We start from the raw sequence: 17,237 nt of genomic DNA, 5'->3' as shown, positions 1-17,237 counted from the left end.
GGTGCGCGGACCGGTCTACGTCCGGGCGGCCCGGGGACGGGCGTCCCCGCTCGCCACCAGCCGGCGGCGGTAGGCCATGCCTCCGACCAGCGCGACCACGAACACCACCGACATGGCGATGAACAGGGGCCACGGGCCGAACTGGTAGATCAGCGGCACCGAGGCGGCGGTGATCAGCCCGCCGCCGAAGAACGGCTCGAAGAACAGCTGCTTGTAGCCGAAGGCCTCCATCGCCGGGCTCTCGTCGTGCGGGTCGGCGATGCGCATGAGGATCAGGCCGGTGGCGGTCACGCCCATGGACTGGCCGAAGTCCGCGATGCCGCGCTCGAGCCAGTAGTCGGGGATGATCTTCGGCACGAAGAGCAGCAGGAAGCCCGTGCAGAAGACGAGGCCGGCGAGGGACAGGATCAGGAAGGTCTCCCAGTTCGCGGCGATCGCCGTGAGGGACAGGGTCGCGATCGCGGCGAGGATCAGGAAGTCCAGGGCGAGCCCCTGGATGCGCAGCATCATCTGGTGGTCCAGCAGGTGGCCGATGCCCCGCGAGTCCATGACCAGCTGCACCACCACGCCGCCCAGCATGGCGAGCGGGAAGAGCGGCACGAACGCGAGCAGCTCCACGGTGTCCGCCCACAGCGCCTGCTCGATCCACTGCAGGGCCGTGAGCATGAGGTAGCCGATGAGGATGGCGATCCCCACGACGGCCACGTGCAGGGTGAGCGGCTCGATCGAGGCCGGGCGGGAGGTCATCATGGCCGCCGGGATGTTCTCGTCCCGGCGGTAGAGTCCCTTCTGCTCCTCGACGGACTGCTCGACGTTGCCCTTGATCACCTGGGTGCGCCCGGTGCGCACGCCCCAGTTGATGACGGCGATCCCGATGACGATGCCGCCCACCAGGCCGATGGTGGCCATGCCCAGGGCCAGGTCCGCGCCGTCCGCGAAGCCCAGCTCCTCCATGACGGGGCGCATCCCGGCCGCGGTGCCGTGGCCGCCCTCGAAGCCGATCTCGATCAGGGCGCCGGCCATGGGGGAGATCCCGAACAGGGGCCCGAGGACCGCGATCACGAGCAGCAGCCCGATGACGTACTGGCCGGAGCCCAGGGCGAGACCCACCGACAGCTGCGGACCGGCGAGCCGGACCACCCGCCGGGGTCCGGGGATGGACGCCCCGAGGAAGAGCGTCGCGAAGACCACGCTGATGAGCAGGCTCGGGAGCGTGGCCCAGACCTCGAGGATCTCCGGGGTGAAGACACCTCCGTCCGCGAGCCAGCCGACGCCGGTGGCCTCCCCGAGCCGGCCCAGCACCTGCGGTCCGGCCAGCAGGGCGAGGAAGCCCGCGATGATCGAACTGGGCAGGAAGATCTTCTGGATCCACCGGACCCGGACCCGCAGCCACTTCCCCAGCAGGAACAGCGCTGCCAGGAGGATCAGGGCGAAACCGATCTGGTCGGGACTCATGATGCGCTCCTGGGTCGGGGGCACGGACGGTCCGGCCAGTCTATGCAGGGGTGGGCGGGCGCACGCCGGATGACGGGGGTCCGACCGGCGGACCGGGCCCTTTCCGCCCCCGCACCGGTACCCTGGCAGGCGACCCCTGTCCTGCCCCGCGCTCTTCCCCCTGCCCCCTTCCACTGCCCAGGAGCACCCGTGACACCCTCGTCGTCCCCGGACCGGCCCTCGACGCCGCCGCCCGCCACCACTGCCGGCACCACCCCCGGGGGTACCGCCGCCGCCGGTGCCCCCGCCGGGGAGGTCCGCCGCAGCATCCCCGGGAACGTGGTGCGCGGGGCACTCATCGGCGTGGTCGAGACCGTCCCCGGGGTCAGCGGCGGCACCGTGGCCCTCGTGGTCGGCATCTACGACGAGCTCATCAACTCCGCCGGGCACGTGGTGTCCGCCGGCAAGCGGGCGCTCCTCGGGCCCGACCGCACCGCCGGGGTGAAGCACCATCTGGGCCGGGTCCACTGGCGGATCGTGGTGCCCGTGGTGATCGGCATGGTCGCGGCCCTGCTCACCGTGGCCGGCCCCATGAGCCACCTCGTCGAGGAGTACCCGGTCACCATGCGGGCGCTGTTCTTCGGCATGGTCCTGGCCTCCGTCGGGGTGCCGCTCCGCCTGGCGGGCGGGGCGCTGAGGGCCCGGGACGCGGTCGTGGTGGCGCTCGCGGCCGTGGTCGCGTTCGTGCTGGTGTCCATCCCGCCCACCACGGTGAGCCCCGCGCCCGTGCTGGTCGTCCTCGCGGCCATGGTCGCCGTGTCCGCGCTGCTGCTGCCGGGGCTCTCCGGTTCCTTCCTGCTCCTCACGATCGGGCTCTACCAGCCGACGCTGCGGGCCGTGGACGAGCTCGACCTCGGCTACCTGTCGCTGTTCTTCCTCGGCGCCGCCCTGGGCATGGTGGTCATCGTCAAGGGCCTGCAGTGGCTCCTGGACCACCACCACCGCGTCACCATGCTGGCGCTCACCGGACTCATGCTCGGCGCCCTGCGGACCCTGTGGCCGTGGCAGCTCGAGGACCGCACGCTGCTCGCCCCGGAGGGGGACTGGTGGACGCAGCTGCTCGCGGCCGGCGCGGGCTGCGTCGTCGTCCTCGTCCTCCTGGCCGTCGACGCCCGCACCCGGGCCCGCACCGGGCACGGTTCCCCGGAGGAGCTCGCCGGGGTGGAGTCCGAGCGGGACGACCCGCGGGGCTGAGCGGGGACGGCGAAGGGCCCCGGCGTCGCGCACGACACCGGGGCCCTCCGGGTGGTTCGACGGCTGAACCGTCCTACTGAGTTCCGTCCTTGAAGTTCTTGCCCGCGTCCTTGACGTTCTCGCCGGCCTGCTTGGCGCTGCCGGACAGCTTGTCCGCCTTGCCCTCGGCCTGCAGGTCGCGGTTGTCGGTGGCGTCGCCGACCTTTTCCTTCGCGGTGCCGCCCGCCTTCTCCGCGGCGTTGCTGATCTTGTCTCCGAGTCCCATGGGCTCTCCCTCCGGTCGGTGAACAGGTGCTCCCAGCGTAAACCTCTCAGCATGCTGAGGGAACCGGGGAAGAGGCGCAGAAGCGCGTGTTCCCGGACGGCGAACAGTCCCGCTCAGCGCTCGGGCACGTCCAGGCCGGCGTCTGCCAGGCGCTCCCGGAGCCAGCCGGGGATCTTCCGGTCCATCCTCCGGTAGCGGGCCAGGTGCCGCCGCCAGTCCTCGGCCGCGACCGGGTGCGGGGCGTGCGCCGGGAGCACGGGCTCGTCGCCGTAGTTCAGCACGAGCTCCACCCCGGGGCGCGCCCAGCGCCGCTCGGCCACCGTGACGATCAGGGTCGCCGAGAGCCACGACCCGTCCACGAGGTCGGCGTAGTCGTCCTGGAGGGCGCGGGCCAGGCGTCGTGGGACGCTGCGCCGTCCCGCGACGTCCACCGGGCGGCGGGACGTGCTGTCGCCGCGGATCTCCCGCACCTGCAGGCGCAGGTCCCGGCCGACGCTGAGGACGTCCAGGACCAGGGCGTCCCACCCCGGCTCCGCGCCGTGGGTGCGCGTGAGCCAGCGGGCCAGCCGGTCGATGGTCCGGCGCTGCCGGGGGCTCTGGAGTCTGTCGGTCCGCACGGCCACACGCTAGCAAGCCCCGGACCGGGGCGGGCGCGGCGCAGGGAGCGCTGGAGGGACTGCCGGGGCGCAGGGACTACTGGTAGGAGACGAACCAGGGCTGGGGCTCGATCGCGAACGTCTGCTCCGGGGTGAACGTGGGCGTGTCCTCGTCGTAGAAGTTCTTCCACGCCATCCGGATCCCGGGGGGCAGACCCTCCTGCAGCCGCTCCCAGGTGCCCATCTTGAGATCGGGGGTGCCGTGGCCGTCGGCGTGCAGGACGAGCGCGATCTCCGGGTGCGAGGTGTCCACGAGGTGCCGGTCCGTGATCATCGAATCCGCGAACTGGTGCAGCAGCACCACCTTCTGCGGCAGGTCGTGGCGCGCGGTGAGATCCGCCAGCCACGCCGTCGTCGCGTTGATCTCGGCCGCGTCCACCGACCCGATCTGCGCCATGTGCACCTGGCCGGGGGCGAGCCGCCACTCCGGGTCCAGGGCCAGCCCGACGTTGGGCAGGCGCAGCAGCTCCTCGTACTGCTGCGCCTGGCCGAGGAAGTCCTGGTGGCCCGGCTGGAGGTCGAGCACGACGTAGACGTCGTTCTCCACCGCGGCCTCGACGTACGGGCGCAGCTCCTCGACGGTCGACTCCCGCGAGTAGTCCCCGTCCTCGCCGGGCTCCGCCGACGCCGTGGTCGCGATGATCTCGAACGCCGGGACCACCGGCACGTCGCTGAAGGGCTCGTACTGCGCGGCGAGGTCCTTCGCGCGGGCGACTGACTCCCGCGGCCCCTGCTCGCCGAGCACCCCGAGGCCGGGGGTGCCGGGGTGGCCGTAGAGGGCGACCATGCGGCGGTCGGGGAACACCTCGGTGCCCCCGCCGACCAGCTCGGCGGGTTCCTCGGGCGTGGGGGTGGGCGACGGCGTCGGGGAGGGCGCGGCCGACGACGACGCCCCGCTCGCCGCGGGCGTGGCCGCGGCACCGGGACCGCTGTCCCGGGCGCAGCCCGTCAGGAGCAGTCCGGCGCACAGGGCGGGGACGAGGAGGCGGGACAGCGGCGCGCGGGTCATGACGGGTCCTTCGTCCGGGGGAGGTCTGCGGCCAGCCTACGCACCGCCGGCCCCGCCCCGCGTCAGCGCGCGCCCGGGGTGTCGGGCTCCGCGAGCTCGCCCAGCTCCTGCAGCAGCCGCAGGCCGAGCTGCGCCCACGCGATCTCCTGCTCGGCGCGGCCCACCTGCCCCTCGTAGGCGAAGACCTTGAACCGGGTGATCCGCTCCCACTGGTCCTCCGGGTTGGCCGCCAGGCGCCGGGACAGGGTGGGGTTCGTGCGGTCCTCGAGGGCCCGGATCTGCCGGAGGGCCTGCGCCCGCTGCTCCCGGTAGTGCTCGATGTGGGCGCGCAGCTGAGCGGCGGCGGCCCCGGGGGCGGCCCACTCGAAGTAGGCGGCCCGGAGGTGGGCGGGATCGCGTTCCCGGACGTAGCCCAGCGGCGTGTCCTGCCACTCCCGCAGGGCGCGCTCGCCCTCGGGGGTGATCGAGTACTCGGTCTTCGTGGCCCCGCGGGAGCCCCACGGCACCGGCCGGCTCGAGAGCAGCCCCTCCGCGCGCATCTTCCGCAGCTCCGGGTAGATCTGCGAGTCGGGGGCGTGCCAGACGTGGCCCACGGAGGTGCTGAACTGCTTGACCACGTCGTAGCCCGTCAGCGGACCCGAGGACAGCAGCGCCAGCAGGGCCGAACGGAGGCTCACGGGGATTCCTTCCAGGCAGGGGGACGCGTCGTCCGTCCGAGCCTAGCGGGATCCTCTCCCGCACCGCCGCGGGGCGCCGCACGTCGCGGCCGACATCCGGCGCATCGTCCTGCGCCCCGAGCTGCCCCGCGCGCGGGCTGTGCCGGGTCAGGATCCTCGGCCGGGCCGCGCGCATCGACCACCGCGACGTGTTCTACTCTGACCGGCAGAAGGAGCCCGGCACGGCCATGTGCTGCTGCATCTCCCGCGCGGTGTCCGCCGCGCCCGCGACCACCTCCGGCGAGCGCCCGCGCGCGGTCCTCACCACCGACGTCCCCCGAGAGGCCCACCATGGACATCAGACACCAGATCGACGCATCGAAGATGTCGTCCTACCAGTGGCTCATCATCGCGGTGGCCACGTTCCTCAACGCCCTCGACGGCTACGACGTCCTCGCCATGGCGTTCACGGCCACGTCGGTGACCGAGGAGTTCGGGCTCTCCGGCTCCCAGCTGGGCTGGCTGCTCAGTGCCGGCCTCATCGGCATGGCCGTGGGCTCGCTCGTCCTCGGGCCCCTCGCGGACCGGTACGGCCGGCGCACGATCCTGGTCGTGGCCCTCGTCGTCAACGCCCTGGGCCTGTTCCTGTCCAGCACCGCGGACTCCGCGCTCGCCCTCGGGGCGTGGCGCGTGCTCACCGGCCTGGGGGTGGGCGGCATCCTCGCCTCGGCCACGGTGCTCACCAGCGAGTACGCCAGCGCCCGCCGCCGCGGCATGGCCGTGAGCATCTTCACCGCGGGCTACGGCGTGGGCGCGACCCTCGGCGGCATGGGGGCGACCCAGCTGATCCCCGCCTTCGGCTGGCGCTCCGTGTTCCTCACCGGTGGCGTGCTCACGCTCCTGGCGATCGGCCTCGTGCTCGCCGCGCTGCCCGAGTCCGTCGACTACCTCCGCACCCGGCGCCCCGCCGGCGCCCTGGCGCAGCTGAACCGCATCGCCCGGCGCATCCGCCTGTCCGGCGAGGTGGAGCTCGGCCCCGCCCCGGTCACCACCGGCAAGCAGCCGGGGTCCGTGGCCACGCTGCTGAGCCCCCGCTACCGCACCGCGACCCTCCTGCTGTGGATCTCCTTCTTCGTCATCATGTTCGGCTTCTACTTCGCCAACTCCTGGACGCCCCGCCTCCTCGTGGAGTCCGGGATGACCGAGCAGCAGGGCATCGTGGGCGGGCTCATGCTGACGATGGGCGGCACGTTCGGCTCCCTGCTCTACGGTGTGCTGACCACCAGGTGGGACGAACGGCTGACCCTGATGGCCTTCACGGTGCTCTCCGCGCTCACCCTGGTCCTGTTCATCACCACCACCTCGGTGCCGGCGCTGGCGTTCTCGAGCGGCGTCGTGGTCGGCATGCTCATCAACGGCTGCATCGCCGGTCTCTACACGGTGGCGCCCATGACCTACGAGCCGGGCATCCGCACCACCGGCGTGGGCTGGGGGATCGGCGTCGGCCGGGCCGGGGCGATCCTCGCCCCCATCGCGGTCGGGGCCCTGCTGGACGCCGGATGGACCCCCACCCGGCTCTACCTGGGCGTGGCCGTGGTCGTCGCCCTGGCGGCCTTCGCCCTGTTCCGGCTGCGTCCGTACCGAGAGGCGGCCGGCGACCCGTCCGCCGCGCGGCGCGGCGAGCCGTCCTCGGCCGGCTGACCGGGGACCGCCCGGCGTGAGGCGCTGGGCGGTCCACCCGGGCTCGCTCTCACCGCCCCGTCAGGTCCGTGCAGTCCTCCTCGTGGGGCAGCAGCGGGCGCAGGGTGACCGACCAGCGCCGGCCGTCCTCGGAGAGCCAGGGGGTCGCGGTGCTGGCCGAGCGCGCGGCCGCCAGGACGGCCTCGGCCTGCTCCCTGGTGGCGAGCACGCAGCTCAGACCCAGCCGCGGCTCGAGCGGCTCCCCGGGCAGCGGCGGGCCCGGCCACGGCACCGGCCGGTGCTCCAGCTCGCCCTGCGGATCGGTCCAGGCGGTGACCACCCCGGCCACCGCCTCCGGGACGTAGCCCTCGGACGCCCCGACGGCGTCGGCCGGCAGCACCGAGGCCGGGTCGCCGAGGGCCCGGAGGAGCTCCTGCAGCTCGGCCCGGGCGACCCTCTGGTCCTCGGTCAGACTGCCGGGGCCGTCGCCGCCGGTCCTGGGCCCGTCGGGCCCGTTCTCGTCCGGCGGTCCGGGCGGTTCCTCGGCGCCCAGGGCGTAGACCTCCCGCACGTACGTCTCGTCCTGCGTCACCACGGTGAAGCGGGTCGAGGGGAGGTCGGCCACCGGCGGGCTGCCGAGGTCCCCGGAGTCGGCGACCCCGGCCCGGAGCGCACGGTCGACCAGGTCGGGGACGGCGTCCGCGTCGACGTGCTGCACCTGCAGGTTCAGCAGGGCAGGGGGAGGGAAGATCTCGATCCGGGGGCCCTGGGTGATGACCCGGCCGTCGGCGTAGACGCTGACCAGGGGCGGCCGGGTGGCCAGCAGCTGCGGGGTGACGAAGCCGCCGGTGTGCGCCACCTGGACCACGAGCCCCTCGGCCGGCAGCGCCGGGCCCGGCTCCGGGCCCGGGGACGGCCGGCCGTCCCCGCCGGAGGCCCGGGGGGCGCACGCGGCGAGCAGGAGCAGCGCGGTCGCTGCCAGCGGAACGCATGTGGTGCGGATCACGGTCATGTCCGGTGAACGATCCGGGCGCGCCCGGAATTCCGGGGCGGCCGGCGGGGACGACGGACCCCGCGACCGATGTGCTCGGTCGCGGGGTCCGTCGTCGTGCGGTCGTCCGTGCGGTCGTCAGGCCTTCTGCACGGTGATCGACCACTCGGCCGCGCCGCGCTTGGAGAACTGCGTGACCGGGTAGCCGTTCTCGGCCGCCCAGCGCGGGATGGCCTCGGTGCCCTGCGTGCAGTCGAAGTTGATGACCAGCTCGTCACCGGCGGGCATCTCGGCCATCGCGGCCTTCGCCTCGACGACGGGGAACGGGCAGACGAGACCGTCGGTCTCGAGGATGTGCTGTGCCATGAGGAGTGCCTCCTGGGGATCGGTGGGTGGGGGATCGGTGGGTGGGGGAGCGGGTGGTGCTCAGAGGCCGGCCGGGACGCGGCCCGGGGTGGCGGCCTTCCGGCGGGGGGCGATGAACAGCTTCGCGGCCGCGCCGGTGCCCAGGATCATGGCCGCCAGGCCGATCCAGCCCTGCCACGAGAACATCGAGGTCTCGACCAGCCCGTTGCCGATGGTGCAGCCGCCGGCCCAGGCCGCGCCCACGCCCATCAGGGCGCCGCCGGCGATGGAGCGGACGATGGTCTGCGCGTCCGGGACGCGGATCCTGAACTCCTGGGACCCCAGGGCCGCGATCAGCGAGCCGGCGAGGATGCCGACCACCAGGAACACGCCCCAGTCGACCATCTCGACGTCGGCGGTGGTGAGGTAGTTGGCGATGTTGGCCGAGGGGCCCGTGATGCCGAGGCCGAACTCGCGTCCGGTGGCCCAGCTGGCGGGCCAGGCGGCGATCGCGATGAGACCGATCACCACGGCGGTCGCGAACGGGTTCCACGCCTTCTCGAACAGCAGGTGGCCGAGGCCCGTCCGCTCCGGCGGGAGCGTCGCGATCTTCATCCGGGGCTTGGTGAGGTGGTGGCGCGCCCACAGGGCTGCGCCGGCCACCAGGAGGGCGACGAGGACCCACGGGGAGACGTTGAGGGTCTCGTGGATCGTGCCGTGCCCCTCGGTCGTGACGCCGCGCAGCGCCTGCGTGGCCCCGCCGAGCGGGCCGTACTTGGCGATCGCCGCGAACAGCGCGTAGAAGAGCAGCGCGAACCAGGAGCCGACGAGCCCCTCCGCCGCCCGGTAGTAGGTGCCCGTGGCGCAGCCGCCCGCGAGGATGATGCCGAAGCCGAAGACGAAGCCGCCCAGCACGGTGGCCAGCCAGGCGAAGTCGGGGGAGGAGAGGGTGATCACGCCGAAGGCGTCGAGCAGCCACACGCCCACCGACTGGACCGCGATCGCCACGAAGAGGGCGGACAGCCACCACGTGTTCTTCGCGATCCACACGTCGCGGAACGCGCCCGTGACGCAGAAGCGGCCGCGCTGCAGGACGAACCCGAGGGCGGCGCCGATGATGAGACCTGAGATAAGCACTCGACGACCATATTATTTCCCAGGCAAGCATTTCCAGGGGGTGGTCACACGCCGTAGCATGGTGATGCACCACTCACCAAATTGTGACGTCCTGTGCCGTCCCTCCCACCTCGGGCGCCGGCGGGTGGGCGTCCGGACGGAGCACGGATGAACAGACCCCGCCCTGACGTGCCGGGCCCGGACCAGGAGTCCGTGTGGGACTACCCGAGACCACCCCGGACCGAGCGCAGCGCGGAGCGCGTGGAGGTGTGGCTGGGCGGGGTGCGCATCGCCTCGACCACCGCCGCGCTGCGGGTGCTCGAGACCAGTCATCCGCCGACCTACTACCTGCCCCGCGAAGCGTTCGCCGACGACAGTCTCGCCCCGTGCGAGGGTGGCTCCTGGTGCGAGTGGAAGGGGGCCGCGGCCTGGTTCGACGTCCGCGGCGGAGGCCGCACCGCCCGGCGCGCGGCGTGGGCCTATCCGGCCCCGGCGCGGGGCTTCGAGTCCCTGCGGGGCCACGTGGCCGTGCTGCCCGGTGCGGTGGAGCGGTGCGTCGTCGACGGCGAGCAGGTGCGCCCCCAGGAGGGCGGGTTCTACGGGGGCTGGATCACCTCCCGGGTGGCGGGCCCCTTCAAGGGCGTCCCCGGCAGCCGGGGCTGGTGAGTCCCCCGGGGGTGCTCCCGCGCGCGTCCCGCAGGGCGGCGGCTGTGCTCCCCGTCACTGCGGAATCTACAAAAATGAATGTCAGTCATTTATAGTGGACCGCACCGCGTTCCCGTCCGCAGAGGAGACCCCACCATGAGCGACGTCCTGCAGAACTACGTCGACGGCGCCTTCGTCGACGCCCACGGCACCGGCCGGATCGACGTCGTCGACCCGGCCACCGGGAGGACGGTGGCCGTCTCCCCGGTCTCCGACGCCACGGACGTGGACCAGGCCTTCGCCGCCGCGAAGAAGGCCTTCAGGAGCTGGAAGCGCACCACGCCGAGCGAGCGCCAGCTCATGCTGCTGCGGCTCGCGGACGCGCTCGAGGCGCACGGCTCCGAGCTCGTCGACGCCCAGCACCGCAACACCGGCCAGCCCCGCCGGATGATCGCGGACGAGGAGGTCGGCGCCGGCGCCGACAACCTCCGCTTCTTCGCCGGCGCCGCCCGCACCCTCGAGGGCAAGGCCGCGGCGGAGTACATGAGCGAGCACACCTCCTACGTGCGGCGCGAGCCGGTCGGCGTCGTCGCCCAGGTCACTCCCTGGAACTACCCGCTGCTCATGGCGGTCTGGAAGCTCGGCCCGGCACTCGCCGCCGGCAACACCGTGGTCCTCAAGCCCTCCGACACCACGCCGGAGTCCACCCTGGTGCTGGCCCGGCTCATCGACGGGATCTTCCCCGCCGGGGTGGTCAACGTCCTCCTCGGGGACGGCTCCACGGGGGCGCTCATGACCTCCCACCGGACTCCGTCCATGGTCTCCATCACCGGCTCCGTGCGCGCCGGCCGGGCCGTGGCCCTCGCCGCGGCGGAGAACCTCACCCGCGGCCACCTCGAGCTGGGCGGGAAGGCGCCCGCCGTCGTCTTCGCGGACGCGGACCTGCCCGCCGCCGCGAAGGCCCTCGTGGAGTTCGGCACCTTCAACGCCGGCCAGGACTGCACGGCGGTGACCCGCATCCTGGTCCAGGACAGCGCCCACGACGAGTTCGTGCGCCTGCTGGCCGCGGCCGCCCGGGACGTCGTGACGGGGGACCCGGACGAGTCCAGGAACTTCTACGGCCCGCTCAACAACGCCCGCCACTTCGAGGACGTCTGCCGCAGGCTCGCCGAGCTGCCCGAGCACGCCACCGTGGTCACCGGCGGCAAGCCGGTGGAGGGCGCTCCCGGCTACTTCTTCGAGCCCACCGTGGTCGCGGGGGTGCACCAGGACGACGCCCTCGTCCAGGAGGAGACCTTCGGCCCGGTGCTCACCGTGCAGCCCTTCAGCACGGAGGAGGAGGCGCTCGAGCTCGCCAACGACGTCGACTACGCCCTGGCCTCCAGCGTGTGGACCACCGACCACGGCACGGCCATGCGGGTCTCCCGCGAGCTCGAGTTCGGCTGCGTGTGGGTCAACACCCACGTCATGCTGATCTCCGAGATGCCGCACGGCGGGTTCAAGAACTCCGGCTACGGCAAGGACCTCTCCCTCTACTCGGTGGAGGAGTACACCCAGGTCAAGCACGTCATGCACGCCCTCGACGCCTGAGCCGGCGCGGCCGGGTCAGTCCTGCCCGGCCGCCAGGCGCATGCGCAGGCCGTCCAGCATCGCGTGCAGGGCGACGTCGAACGACTCATCCGCGGCCGCCTCCGCGTCCGCGGGCCGAGCCCGCACGGCGTCCGCGAACACCGGGGCCAGGTCCGAGCGCTCCCCGGGGTCGAAGATGTCGGCGGGCGCGGTGGCGTCGTAGGCGGCGCCGAAGACCAGTGACTCGACCGAGACGATCACGTCCGCGATGCTGCCGCGCTCCCAGCCCGCGTTCGCCAGGCCCCGGGCCACGGCCTCGTACATCTCCAGGGTGTGCGGGGAGTCCGCGACGGGCAGGACCGCCATGATCGGGATCATGGCGGTGTGCTGGGCGTAGCAGTCCCGGTAGGACCGCGCCCAGCGCTCGAGGGCCTCGTCCCACGGGACCTCGCCGAAGGCGGAGCGGTCGATCCCCTGGTTGATCCGGTCCTGGACCCGGATCAGCACGTCGCGCTTCGAGGGTGTGTGGTTGTACAGGGCCGAGGTCGAGACCTTGAGCTCCCGGGCGAGCTCGGTCATCGTGAGGTGCCGGTAGCCGCGGCTGGCCACGATCTTGATGGCGGCGCTGGTGATCCGGTCCTCGGAGAGCACGGGCTGGCGCGGACGCCCGCGGCGGCGAGGAGAGGGTCCGGCGGGGGCCATGGGCGGGGTCCTCCTGGGGTGGTGCTGCGGGTCCCGGTGGCCGCGTCGGTCACGGCCGCCGGGGTCGGGCGGTCACCTCGAGTCTAGGTCGGGGGCCGGGCGGCCGTGTCCTTGACCGCGGTCGGGAGGGCTCCTAGCGTGTGGACGATGACGGACGCCGACATCAACTTCTACTTCGACCCCACCTGCCCCTTCGCCTGGATGACCAGCAAGTGGGTCCGCACGGTGACGGCCCGGCGTGACTACCGGGTGGACTGGCGGTTCATCTCCCTGCGGCTGCTCAACGAGCACGTGGACTACGACGCGTGGTTCCCGCCGGAGTACGAGGCGGGCCACACGGCCGGGCTGCACCTGCTCCGGGTGGCCGCCCGGACCCGCGCCGAGCACGGGCGCGAGGCCGTGGGGCGGCTCTACGCCGCCCTCGGGGCGCGCAGCTTCGACGCCGACCCGGCGCCCGGACCCGGGACGCCCGGGGAGGACCGCCGCGCCACGCCGGCCTTCCTCGGGCCGGTCCTGGAGGACGCCGGGCTCCCGGCCGGGCTCGCCGCCGCGCTCGAGGACGAGTCCCTGGACGCGGTGGTCCGCGCGGAGACCGAGGAGGCCCTGTCCCTCACGGGCCGCGACGTGGGCACCCCCATCATCCACTTCGAGCCGCCGGAGGGCGTGGCCTTCTTCGGCCCGGTCATCAGCCGGCTCCCGGCGGAGGACGAGGCGCTGGAGCTGTGGGACCACGTGGTGGCCCTCGCCCGGTTCCCCGGCTTCGCCGAGCTCAAGCGCAGCCTCCGGGAGCAGCCGCAGCTGCGGGGCCTCGGCGTCGCGCCGGACGGGCCCGGGGTCGAGGAGGACTGGCACGCCGGGAGCCGCCGGACCAAGAAGTAGCGCTCCCGCCACCGGGAGAATTCTGCCCGGCAGGTCTTGACGGGCACCCGTGCGCTCCCGCTTAATGAATTAGATTCATTTTAGTGTGAAGGAGAACACCGTGACCGACCAACGCACCCTGGGCAGCGAGACCGCGATCGAGCGCGACGTCGTCGTCGTCGGCGCCGGCCCCGCCGGTCTGATGGCCGCCCGTACCCTCGTGGCCGCCGGCCGCACCGTGGCCGTCCTGGAGGCCCGCGACCGGGTGGGCGGGCGCACCTGGTCGCAGACCGTCGACGGCGCCTTCCTCGAGCTCGGCGGGCAGTGGATCTCCCCGGACCAGACCGAGCTGCTCGCGCTCCTCGACGAGCTGGGCCTGCAGACCTACCAGCGCCACCGCGAGGGCGGGTCCGTGTACCTCGCCCCCGACGGCACCCGCCACACCTACACCGGCTCGATGTTCCCGGCGGGGGTGTCCACGATCGCCGAGATGGAGCGGCTCATCGGCGTCCTCGACGGACTGGTCGAGCAGATCGGCGTCACCGAGCCGTGGGCGCACCCGCTGGCCCGGGAGCTGGACACGGTCTCCTTCCACTCCTGGCTGCGGCAGCAGTCCGCGGACGAGGCCGCCTGCAACAACATCGGCATCTTCGTGGCGGGCGGGATGCTCACCAAGCCGGCGCACGCGTTCTCCGCCCTGCAGGCCGTGCTGATGGCCGCCTCCGCCGGGTCCTTCTCGAACCTCGTGGACGAGGACTTCATCCTCGACCGCCGCGTGGTCGGCGGCATGCAGTCCGTCTCGGAGGCCATGGCCGCGGCCCTCGGCGAGGACGTCGTGTTCCTGGACACCCCGGTGCGCACGATCCGCTGGGGCGGGCCGGAGGACACCTACGCCGAGCACGTCCCCGGCACCCCGGTCACCGTCTGGTCCGACCGGATCACCGTGAAGGCGCGGGACGTGGTCGTGGCCGTCCCGCCGAACCTCTACTCCCGGATCTCCTTCGAGCCGGCCCTGCCACGGCTGCAGCACCAGATGCACCAGCACCAGTCGCTGGGCCTGGTGATCAAGGTGCACGCCGTCTACGAGACCCCGTTCTGGCGCGCGCAGGGCCTCTCCGGCACCGGCTTCGGCGCGCACGAGCTCGCCCAGGAGGTCTACGACAACACCAACCACGGGGACCCCCGGGGCACGCTCGTGGGCTTCGTCTCCGACGAGAAGGCCGACGCGGTCCTCGCCCTGCCCGCCGGGGAGCGGCAGCAGCTGATCCTCGAGTCCCTCTCCCACTACCTCGGGGCGGAGGCCCTGGAGCCGGTGGTCTACTACGAGTCCGACTTCGGCTCCGAGGAGTGGACCCGCGGCGCCTACGCCGCCAGCTACGACCTCGGCGGCCTGCACCGCTACGGCGCGCACCAGTCCACCCCGGTGGGCCCGATCCGCTGGGCCTGCTCCGACCTCGCCGCCGAGGGCTACCAGCACGTCGACGGCGCCCTGCGCCAGGGACGGCTCGCGGCCGCCGGGATCCTCCGCGCCGGCTCGCTCGCGGGCGCGGCCCGATGAGCACCGCCGGGGTGCCCCGCTACGTCGTCGGCTACAGCGGGGACCGGCGCAGCCGGGACGCCGTGCGGCTGGGCGTCGCCCTCGCCCGGGACGTCGGCGCCGAGCTCGAGATCGTCCTCGTGCTGCGCGCGGACGACCCGTACCGGCAGGCCTACCCGCCGGTGGGGGACATCTCGCCCGTCCTCCGCCGGCAGGCCCACCAGTGGCTGCGCGAGGCCGCGGCCCTGGTGCCCGAGGGCGTCACGGCCCGCACCCACGTGCGGGAGGCGCCGTCCGTCCCGGCCGGCCTCGTCGCGGCGGCCGCCGAGCTCGGGGCCGCGATGATCGCGGTCGGCGCCGGCACGGGCGGCGGGCGCTTCACCATGGGCTCCGTGGTCAACGCGCTGCTGCACAGCTCGCCGGTGCCCGTCGCCCTCGCTCCGCGCCGGTATCCCGGGGACGTGCCGCTCACCCGGCTGTACGCCGCCGTGGGCACCCGTCCCGGGGCCCACCAGGTGATCCGCGAGGCGGTGCAGGCCGTCGAGCGCTCCGGTCTCGAACTGGAGCTGATCTCCTTCCTCGAGGGCGAGGCTGCGGACCCGGACGCGACCGAGCAGGCCCGCCGGCGCGTCGAGGAGCACCTCGGGGCCGCGGCGGAGGAGGCCCTCCGGACGCGGCCCGCGACCGTGCGGATCGCCTCCGGGCGGACGCTGAGGAGGGCCGCGCAGGACGTCGACTGGGCTCCCGGCGGCATCCTGCTCATCGGCTCGTCCCGCCTGGCCCGGGGGCGGCAGACCTTCCTGGGCACCACCGCGGCACGGCTGCTCAAGCACCTCCCGGTGCCGATGGTCGTCGTGCCCCGGCCCGCCCCGGACGCCGATCAGGCCCAGACCGAGAAGGAGGCCGCGTCATGAGCACCGGCACCGCACCCCGCACCGACCAGCAGGGCACGCGCCACGAGAAGGGGCTCAGCAAGGGCTCGGTGGGCCTGCTCGGCTCCGTGGTCATCGGCGTGTCCACCATCGCGCCCGCCTACACCCTCTCCGGAGCCCTCGGCCCGACCGCCGCCGCGGTGGGCACCCACCTCCCGGCCATCCTGCTCGTGGGCTTCGTCCCCATGCTGCTCGTGGCCGTCGGCTACCGGCAGCTCAACCGGGCCATGCCGGACTCCGGCACCACCTTCACCTGGGTGTCCAAGGCCTTCGGTCCGTGGGTCGGGTGGATGGGCAGCTGGGGGCTCCTCGCCGCCACCATCCTGGTGCTGTCCAACCTGGCCGGCATCGCCGTGGACTTCTTCTACCTGGCCCTCGCCCAGCTCACCGGCAACGACGCCATCGCCGAGCTGACCCGCAACGTGCCCGTCAACGTGGCCACCTGCCTCGCGTTCGTGGCGCTCGCGGCGTGGATCTCCTACCGCGGCATGGAGGCCACCAAGGTGGTGCAGTACGTCCTCGTCGTCTTCCAGCTGCTCGTCCTGCTCTGGTTCGCGGCCGCGGCCTTCGGCCACGTGGCCGGCGGCACCGCCTTCGACGGCCTCGCCGTCCGCTCCGAGTGGTTCAACCCGTTCGGTGTGGAGTCCTTCTCCGCGTTCGCCGCGGGGGTGTCCCTGTCCGTGTTCATCTACTGGGGCTGGGACGTGGTGCTCACCCTCAACGAGGAGAGCAAGGACTCCGCCAACGGGCCCGGCCGCTCGGCCATCGCGACCATCCTCGTCATCGTCGCCCTCTACATGGCCGTCTCGCTCGCCGTGCTGTCCTACTCCGGCGTGGGCGGCACCGAGCTGGGCCTGGGCAACGCGGAGATCCAGGAGAACGTCTTCGCGGCGCTCGCCGGTCCGGTGATGGGGCCGTTCGCGATCCTGATGTCCCTCGCGGTGCTGTCCTCCTCCGCGGCGTCGCTGCAGTCGACGATGATCTCCCCGGCGCGCACCATGCTGGCGATGGGCCACTACGGCGCGCTGCCGGCGAAGTACGCCCGGATCACCTCGCGCTTCCAGTCCCCGGGCTACGCCACGATCGCGGCGGCCGTCATCGCCTCGGTGTTCTACGCCGTGATGCGCGTGATCTCCGAGAACGTCCTGTGGGACACCATCACCACCCTGGGGATGATGGTCTGCTTCTACTACGGCGTGACCGCCCTGGCCTGCGTCTGGTACTTCCGCCGCGAGGCCCTCCGCACCGCACGGGGGTTCCTGACGAAGTTCCTGGCGCCGCTGCTCGGCGGGATCCTGCTGCTGGTCTTCTTCGTCCAGACGTCCTACGACTCCATGGACCCGGAGTACGGCTCCGGGTCGGCCATCGGCGGGGTCGGCCTCGTGTTCGTCCTCGGGGTGGGCATGCTCCTGCTCGGGATCGCCGTGATGCTCGTCCAGTACCGGCGCAACCCCTCCTTCTTCCGGGAGCGCTTCGAGACCACCGAGCTGCCGGTCCTCGACTGAAACCTCCCGGGTGCGCCCGGCGGCCCGCCGGGCGCACCCGGGACCCCGACCCTGTCCGCCGTACGTCCTGAGGAACTCCCGAC

The 17,237-nt window shown here is 73.1% G+C and carries 17 protein-coding genes; 8 read left to right on the top strand and 9 right to left on the bottom strand.

The features are described from left to right. Nucleotides 1-15: 15 nt before the first annotated feature. A complete protein-coding gene (locus RE027_RS12930) occupies nucleotides 16-1,455 on the bottom strand; it encodes a sodium/glutamate symporter (protein WP_368808683.1) in 1,440 nt (479 codons plus the stop codon). A 189-nt stretch (nucleotides 1,456-1,644) separates the two neighbouring features. On the opposite strand from RE027_RS12930, the gene RE027_RS12925 reads away from it, so the two are divergent. After that, nucleotides 1,645-2,688 (top strand): DUF368 domain-containing protein, encoded by a 1,044-nt coding sequence (locus RE027_RS12925; protein ID WP_368808682.1) that lies wholly within the window; start codon nucleotides 1,645-1,647, stop codon nucleotides 2,686-2,688. A 73-nt stretch (nucleotides 2,689-2,761) separates the two neighbouring features. Here RE027_RS12925 and RE027_RS12920 read toward each other — a convergent pair whose 3' ends face one another. The 4 genes from RE027_RS12920 to RE027_RS12905 form a co-directional block, all read right to left on the bottom strand. Next, nucleotides 2,762-2,953 carry a CsbD family protein gene (locus RE027_RS12920; protein WP_368808681.1) on the bottom strand — a complete coding sequence of 64 codons (192 nt, stop codon included), beginning with the start codon at nucleotides 2,951-2,953 and terminating at the stop codon, nucleotides 2,762-2,764. Nucleotides 2,954-3,066: 113 nt separating this feature from the next. Beyond that, nucleotides 3,067-3,570 carry a hypothetical protein gene (locus RE027_RS12915; protein WP_368808680.1) on the bottom strand — a complete coding sequence of 168 codons (504 nt, stop codon included), beginning with the start codon at nucleotides 3,568-3,570 and terminating at the stop codon, nucleotides 3,067-3,069. Between the two features lie 76 nt (nucleotides 3,571-3,646). Continuing rightward, nucleotides 3,647-4,618 (bottom strand): hypothetical protein, encoded by a 972-nt coding sequence (locus tag RE027_RS12910; protein ID WP_368808679.1) that lies wholly within the window; start codon nucleotides 4,616-4,618, stop codon nucleotides 3,647-3,649. 62 nt (nucleotides 4,619-4,680) lie between these two features. Further along, nucleotides 4,681-5,295 carry a PadR family transcriptional regulator gene (locus RE027_RS12905; RefSeq protein WP_368808678.1) on the bottom strand — a complete coding sequence of 205 codons (615 nt, stop codon included), beginning with the start codon at nucleotides 5,293-5,295 and terminating at the stop codon, nucleotides 4,681-4,683. A gap of 330 nt (nucleotides 5,296-5,625) precedes the next feature. Between RE027_RS12905 and RE027_RS12900 the strand changes: the two genes are divergently transcribed. After that, on the top strand, nucleotides 5,626-6,975 hold the full coding sequence (locus RE027_RS12900) for an MFS transporter (RefSeq protein WP_368808677.1): 1,350 nt from the start codon (nucleotides 5,626-5,628) through the stop codon (nucleotides 6,973-6,975). 49 nt (nucleotides 6,976-7,024) lie between these two features. Here RE027_RS12900 and RE027_RS12895 read toward each other — a convergent pair whose 3' ends face one another. The 3 genes from RE027_RS12895 to RE027_RS12885 form a co-directional block, all read right to left on the bottom strand. Then, nucleotides 7,025-7,960 (bottom strand): hypothetical protein, encoded by a 936-nt coding sequence (locus RE027_RS12895; protein WP_368808676.1) that lies wholly within the window; start codon nucleotides 7,958-7,960, stop codon nucleotides 7,025-7,027. A gap of 123 nt (nucleotides 7,961-8,083) precedes the next feature. Then, nucleotides 8,084-8,311 carry a sulfurtransferase TusA family protein gene (locus tag RE027_RS12890; RefSeq protein ID WP_017833997.1) on the bottom strand — a complete coding sequence of 76 codons (228 nt, stop codon included), beginning with the start codon at nucleotides 8,309-8,311 and terminating at the stop codon, nucleotides 8,084-8,086. A gap of 60 nt (nucleotides 8,312-8,371) precedes the next feature. Next, on the bottom strand, nucleotides 8,372-9,427 hold the full coding sequence (locus RE027_RS12885; RefSeq protein ID WP_368808675.1) for a YeeE/YedE family protein: 1,056 nt from the start codon (nucleotides 9,425-9,427) through the stop codon (nucleotides 8,372-8,374). Between the two features lie 147 nt (nucleotides 9,428-9,574). On the opposite strand from RE027_RS12885, the gene RE027_RS12880 reads away from it, so the two are divergent. Both RE027_RS12880 and RE027_RS12875 read left to right on the top strand, forming a co-directional pair. Next, complete coding sequence (locus tag RE027_RS12880; protein ID WP_368808674.1) at nucleotides 9,575-10,072, top strand: DUF427 domain-containing protein; 498 nt, start codon at nucleotides 9,575-9,577, stop codon at nucleotides 10,070-10,072. A 135-nt stretch (nucleotides 10,073-10,207) separates the two neighbouring features. Next, entirely contained in the window at nucleotides 10,208-11,641 is a 1,434-nt protein-coding gene (locus tag RE027_RS12875; protein ID WP_368808673.1) for a gamma-aminobutyraldehyde dehydrogenase, read from the top strand. A 15-nt stretch (nucleotides 11,642-11,656) separates the two neighbouring features. Here RE027_RS12875 and RE027_RS12870 read toward each other — a convergent pair whose 3' ends face one another. Further along, nucleotides 11,657-12,322, bottom strand: a complete 666-nt coding sequence (locus tag RE027_RS12870; RefSeq protein ID WP_368808672.1) for a TetR/AcrR family transcriptional regulator — start codon at nucleotides 12,320-12,322, stop codon at nucleotides 11,657-11,659. 147 nt (nucleotides 12,323-12,469) lie between these two features. Between RE027_RS12870 and RE027_RS12865 the strand changes: the two genes are divergently transcribed. From RE027_RS12865 to RE027_RS12850, 4 genes are all read left to right on the top strand, one after another. Then, complete coding sequence (locus RE027_RS12865) at nucleotides 12,470-13,201, top strand: mycothiol-dependent nitroreductase Rv2466c family protein (RefSeq protein WP_368808671.1); 732 nt, start codon at nucleotides 12,470-12,472, stop codon at nucleotides 13,199-13,201. A gap of 100 nt (nucleotides 13,202-13,301) precedes the next feature. Next, on the top strand, nucleotides 13,302-14,738 hold the full coding sequence (locus tag RE027_RS12860) for a flavin monoamine oxidase family protein (protein WP_368808670.1): 1,437 nt from the start codon (nucleotides 13,302-13,304) through the stop codon (nucleotides 14,736-14,738). After that, nucleotides 14,735-15,631 carry a universal stress protein gene (locus tag RE027_RS12855; protein WP_368808669.1) on the top strand — a complete coding sequence of 299 codons (897 nt, stop codon included), beginning with the start codon at nucleotides 14,735-14,737 and terminating at the stop codon, nucleotides 15,629-15,631. The genes RE027_RS12860 and RE027_RS12855 overlap by 4 nt, the downstream gene beginning before the upstream one ends. Then, nucleotides 15,628-17,154: an APC family permease gene (locus RE027_RS12850; protein ID WP_368808668.1), complete on the top strand. Its 1,527-nt coding sequence runs from the start codon at nucleotides 15,628-15,630 to the stop codon at nucleotides 17,152-17,154. Before RE027_RS12855 ends, RE027_RS12850 begins: the two co-directional genes overlap by 4 nt. Nucleotides 17,155-17,237 lie beyond the last annotated feature (83 nt).

This window comes from Kocuria sabuli, from assembly GCF_040981185.1.
GTDB lineage: Bacteria > Actinomycetota > Actinomycetes > Actinomycetales > Micrococcaceae > Kocuria > Kocuria sabuli.
Note: the sequence above shows the minus strand (reverse complement) of the source record. Positions and strands in the feature narration are given on the sequence as shown.

Bases quoted from the DNA above. Each gene is read 5' to 3' on its own strand.
- RE027_RS12870 (WP_368808672.1), bottom strand. From the start codon at position 12,322: ATGGCCCCCGCCGGACCCTCTCCTCGCCGCCGCGGGCGTCCGCGCCAG.
- RE027_RS12890 (WP_017833997.1), bottom strand. From the start codon at position 8,311: ATGGCACAGCACATCCTCGAGACCGACGGTCTCGTCTGCCCGTTCCCC.
- RE027_RS12850 (WP_368808668.1), top strand. From the start codon at position 15,628: ATGAGCACCGGCACCGCACCCCGCACCGACCAGCAGGGCACGCGCCAC.
- RE027_RS12865 (WP_368808671.1), top strand. From the start codon at position 12,470: ATGACGGACGCCGACATCAACTTCTACTTCGACCCCACCTGCCCCTTC.
- RE027_RS12920 (WP_368808681.1), bottom strand. From the start codon at position 2,953: ATGGGACTCGGAGACAAGATCAGCAACGCCGCGGAGAAGGCGGGCGGC.
- RE027_RS12930 (WP_368808683.1), bottom strand. From the start codon at position 1,455: ATGAGTCCCGACCAGATCGGTTTCGCCCTGATCCTCCTGGCAGCGCTG.
- RE027_RS12875 (WP_368808673.1), top strand. From the start codon at position 10,208: ATGAGCGACGTCCTGCAGAACTACGTCGACGGCGCCTTCGTCGACGCC.
- RE027_RS12855 (WP_368808669.1), top strand. From the start codon at position 14,735: ATGAGCACCGCCGGGGTGCCCCGCTACGTCGTCGGCTACAGCGGGGAC.
- RE027_RS12880 (WP_368808674.1), top strand. From the start codon at position 9,575: ATGAACAGACCCCGCCCTGACGTGCCGGGCCCGGACCAGGAGTCCGTG.
- RE027_RS12910 (WP_368808679.1), bottom strand. From the start codon at position 4,618: ATGACCCGCGCGCCGCTGTCCCGCCTCCTCGTCCCCGCCCTGTGCGCC.
- RE027_RS12900 (WP_368808677.1), top strand. From the start codon at position 5,626: ATGGACATCAGACACCAGATCGACGCATCGAAGATGTCGTCCTACCAG.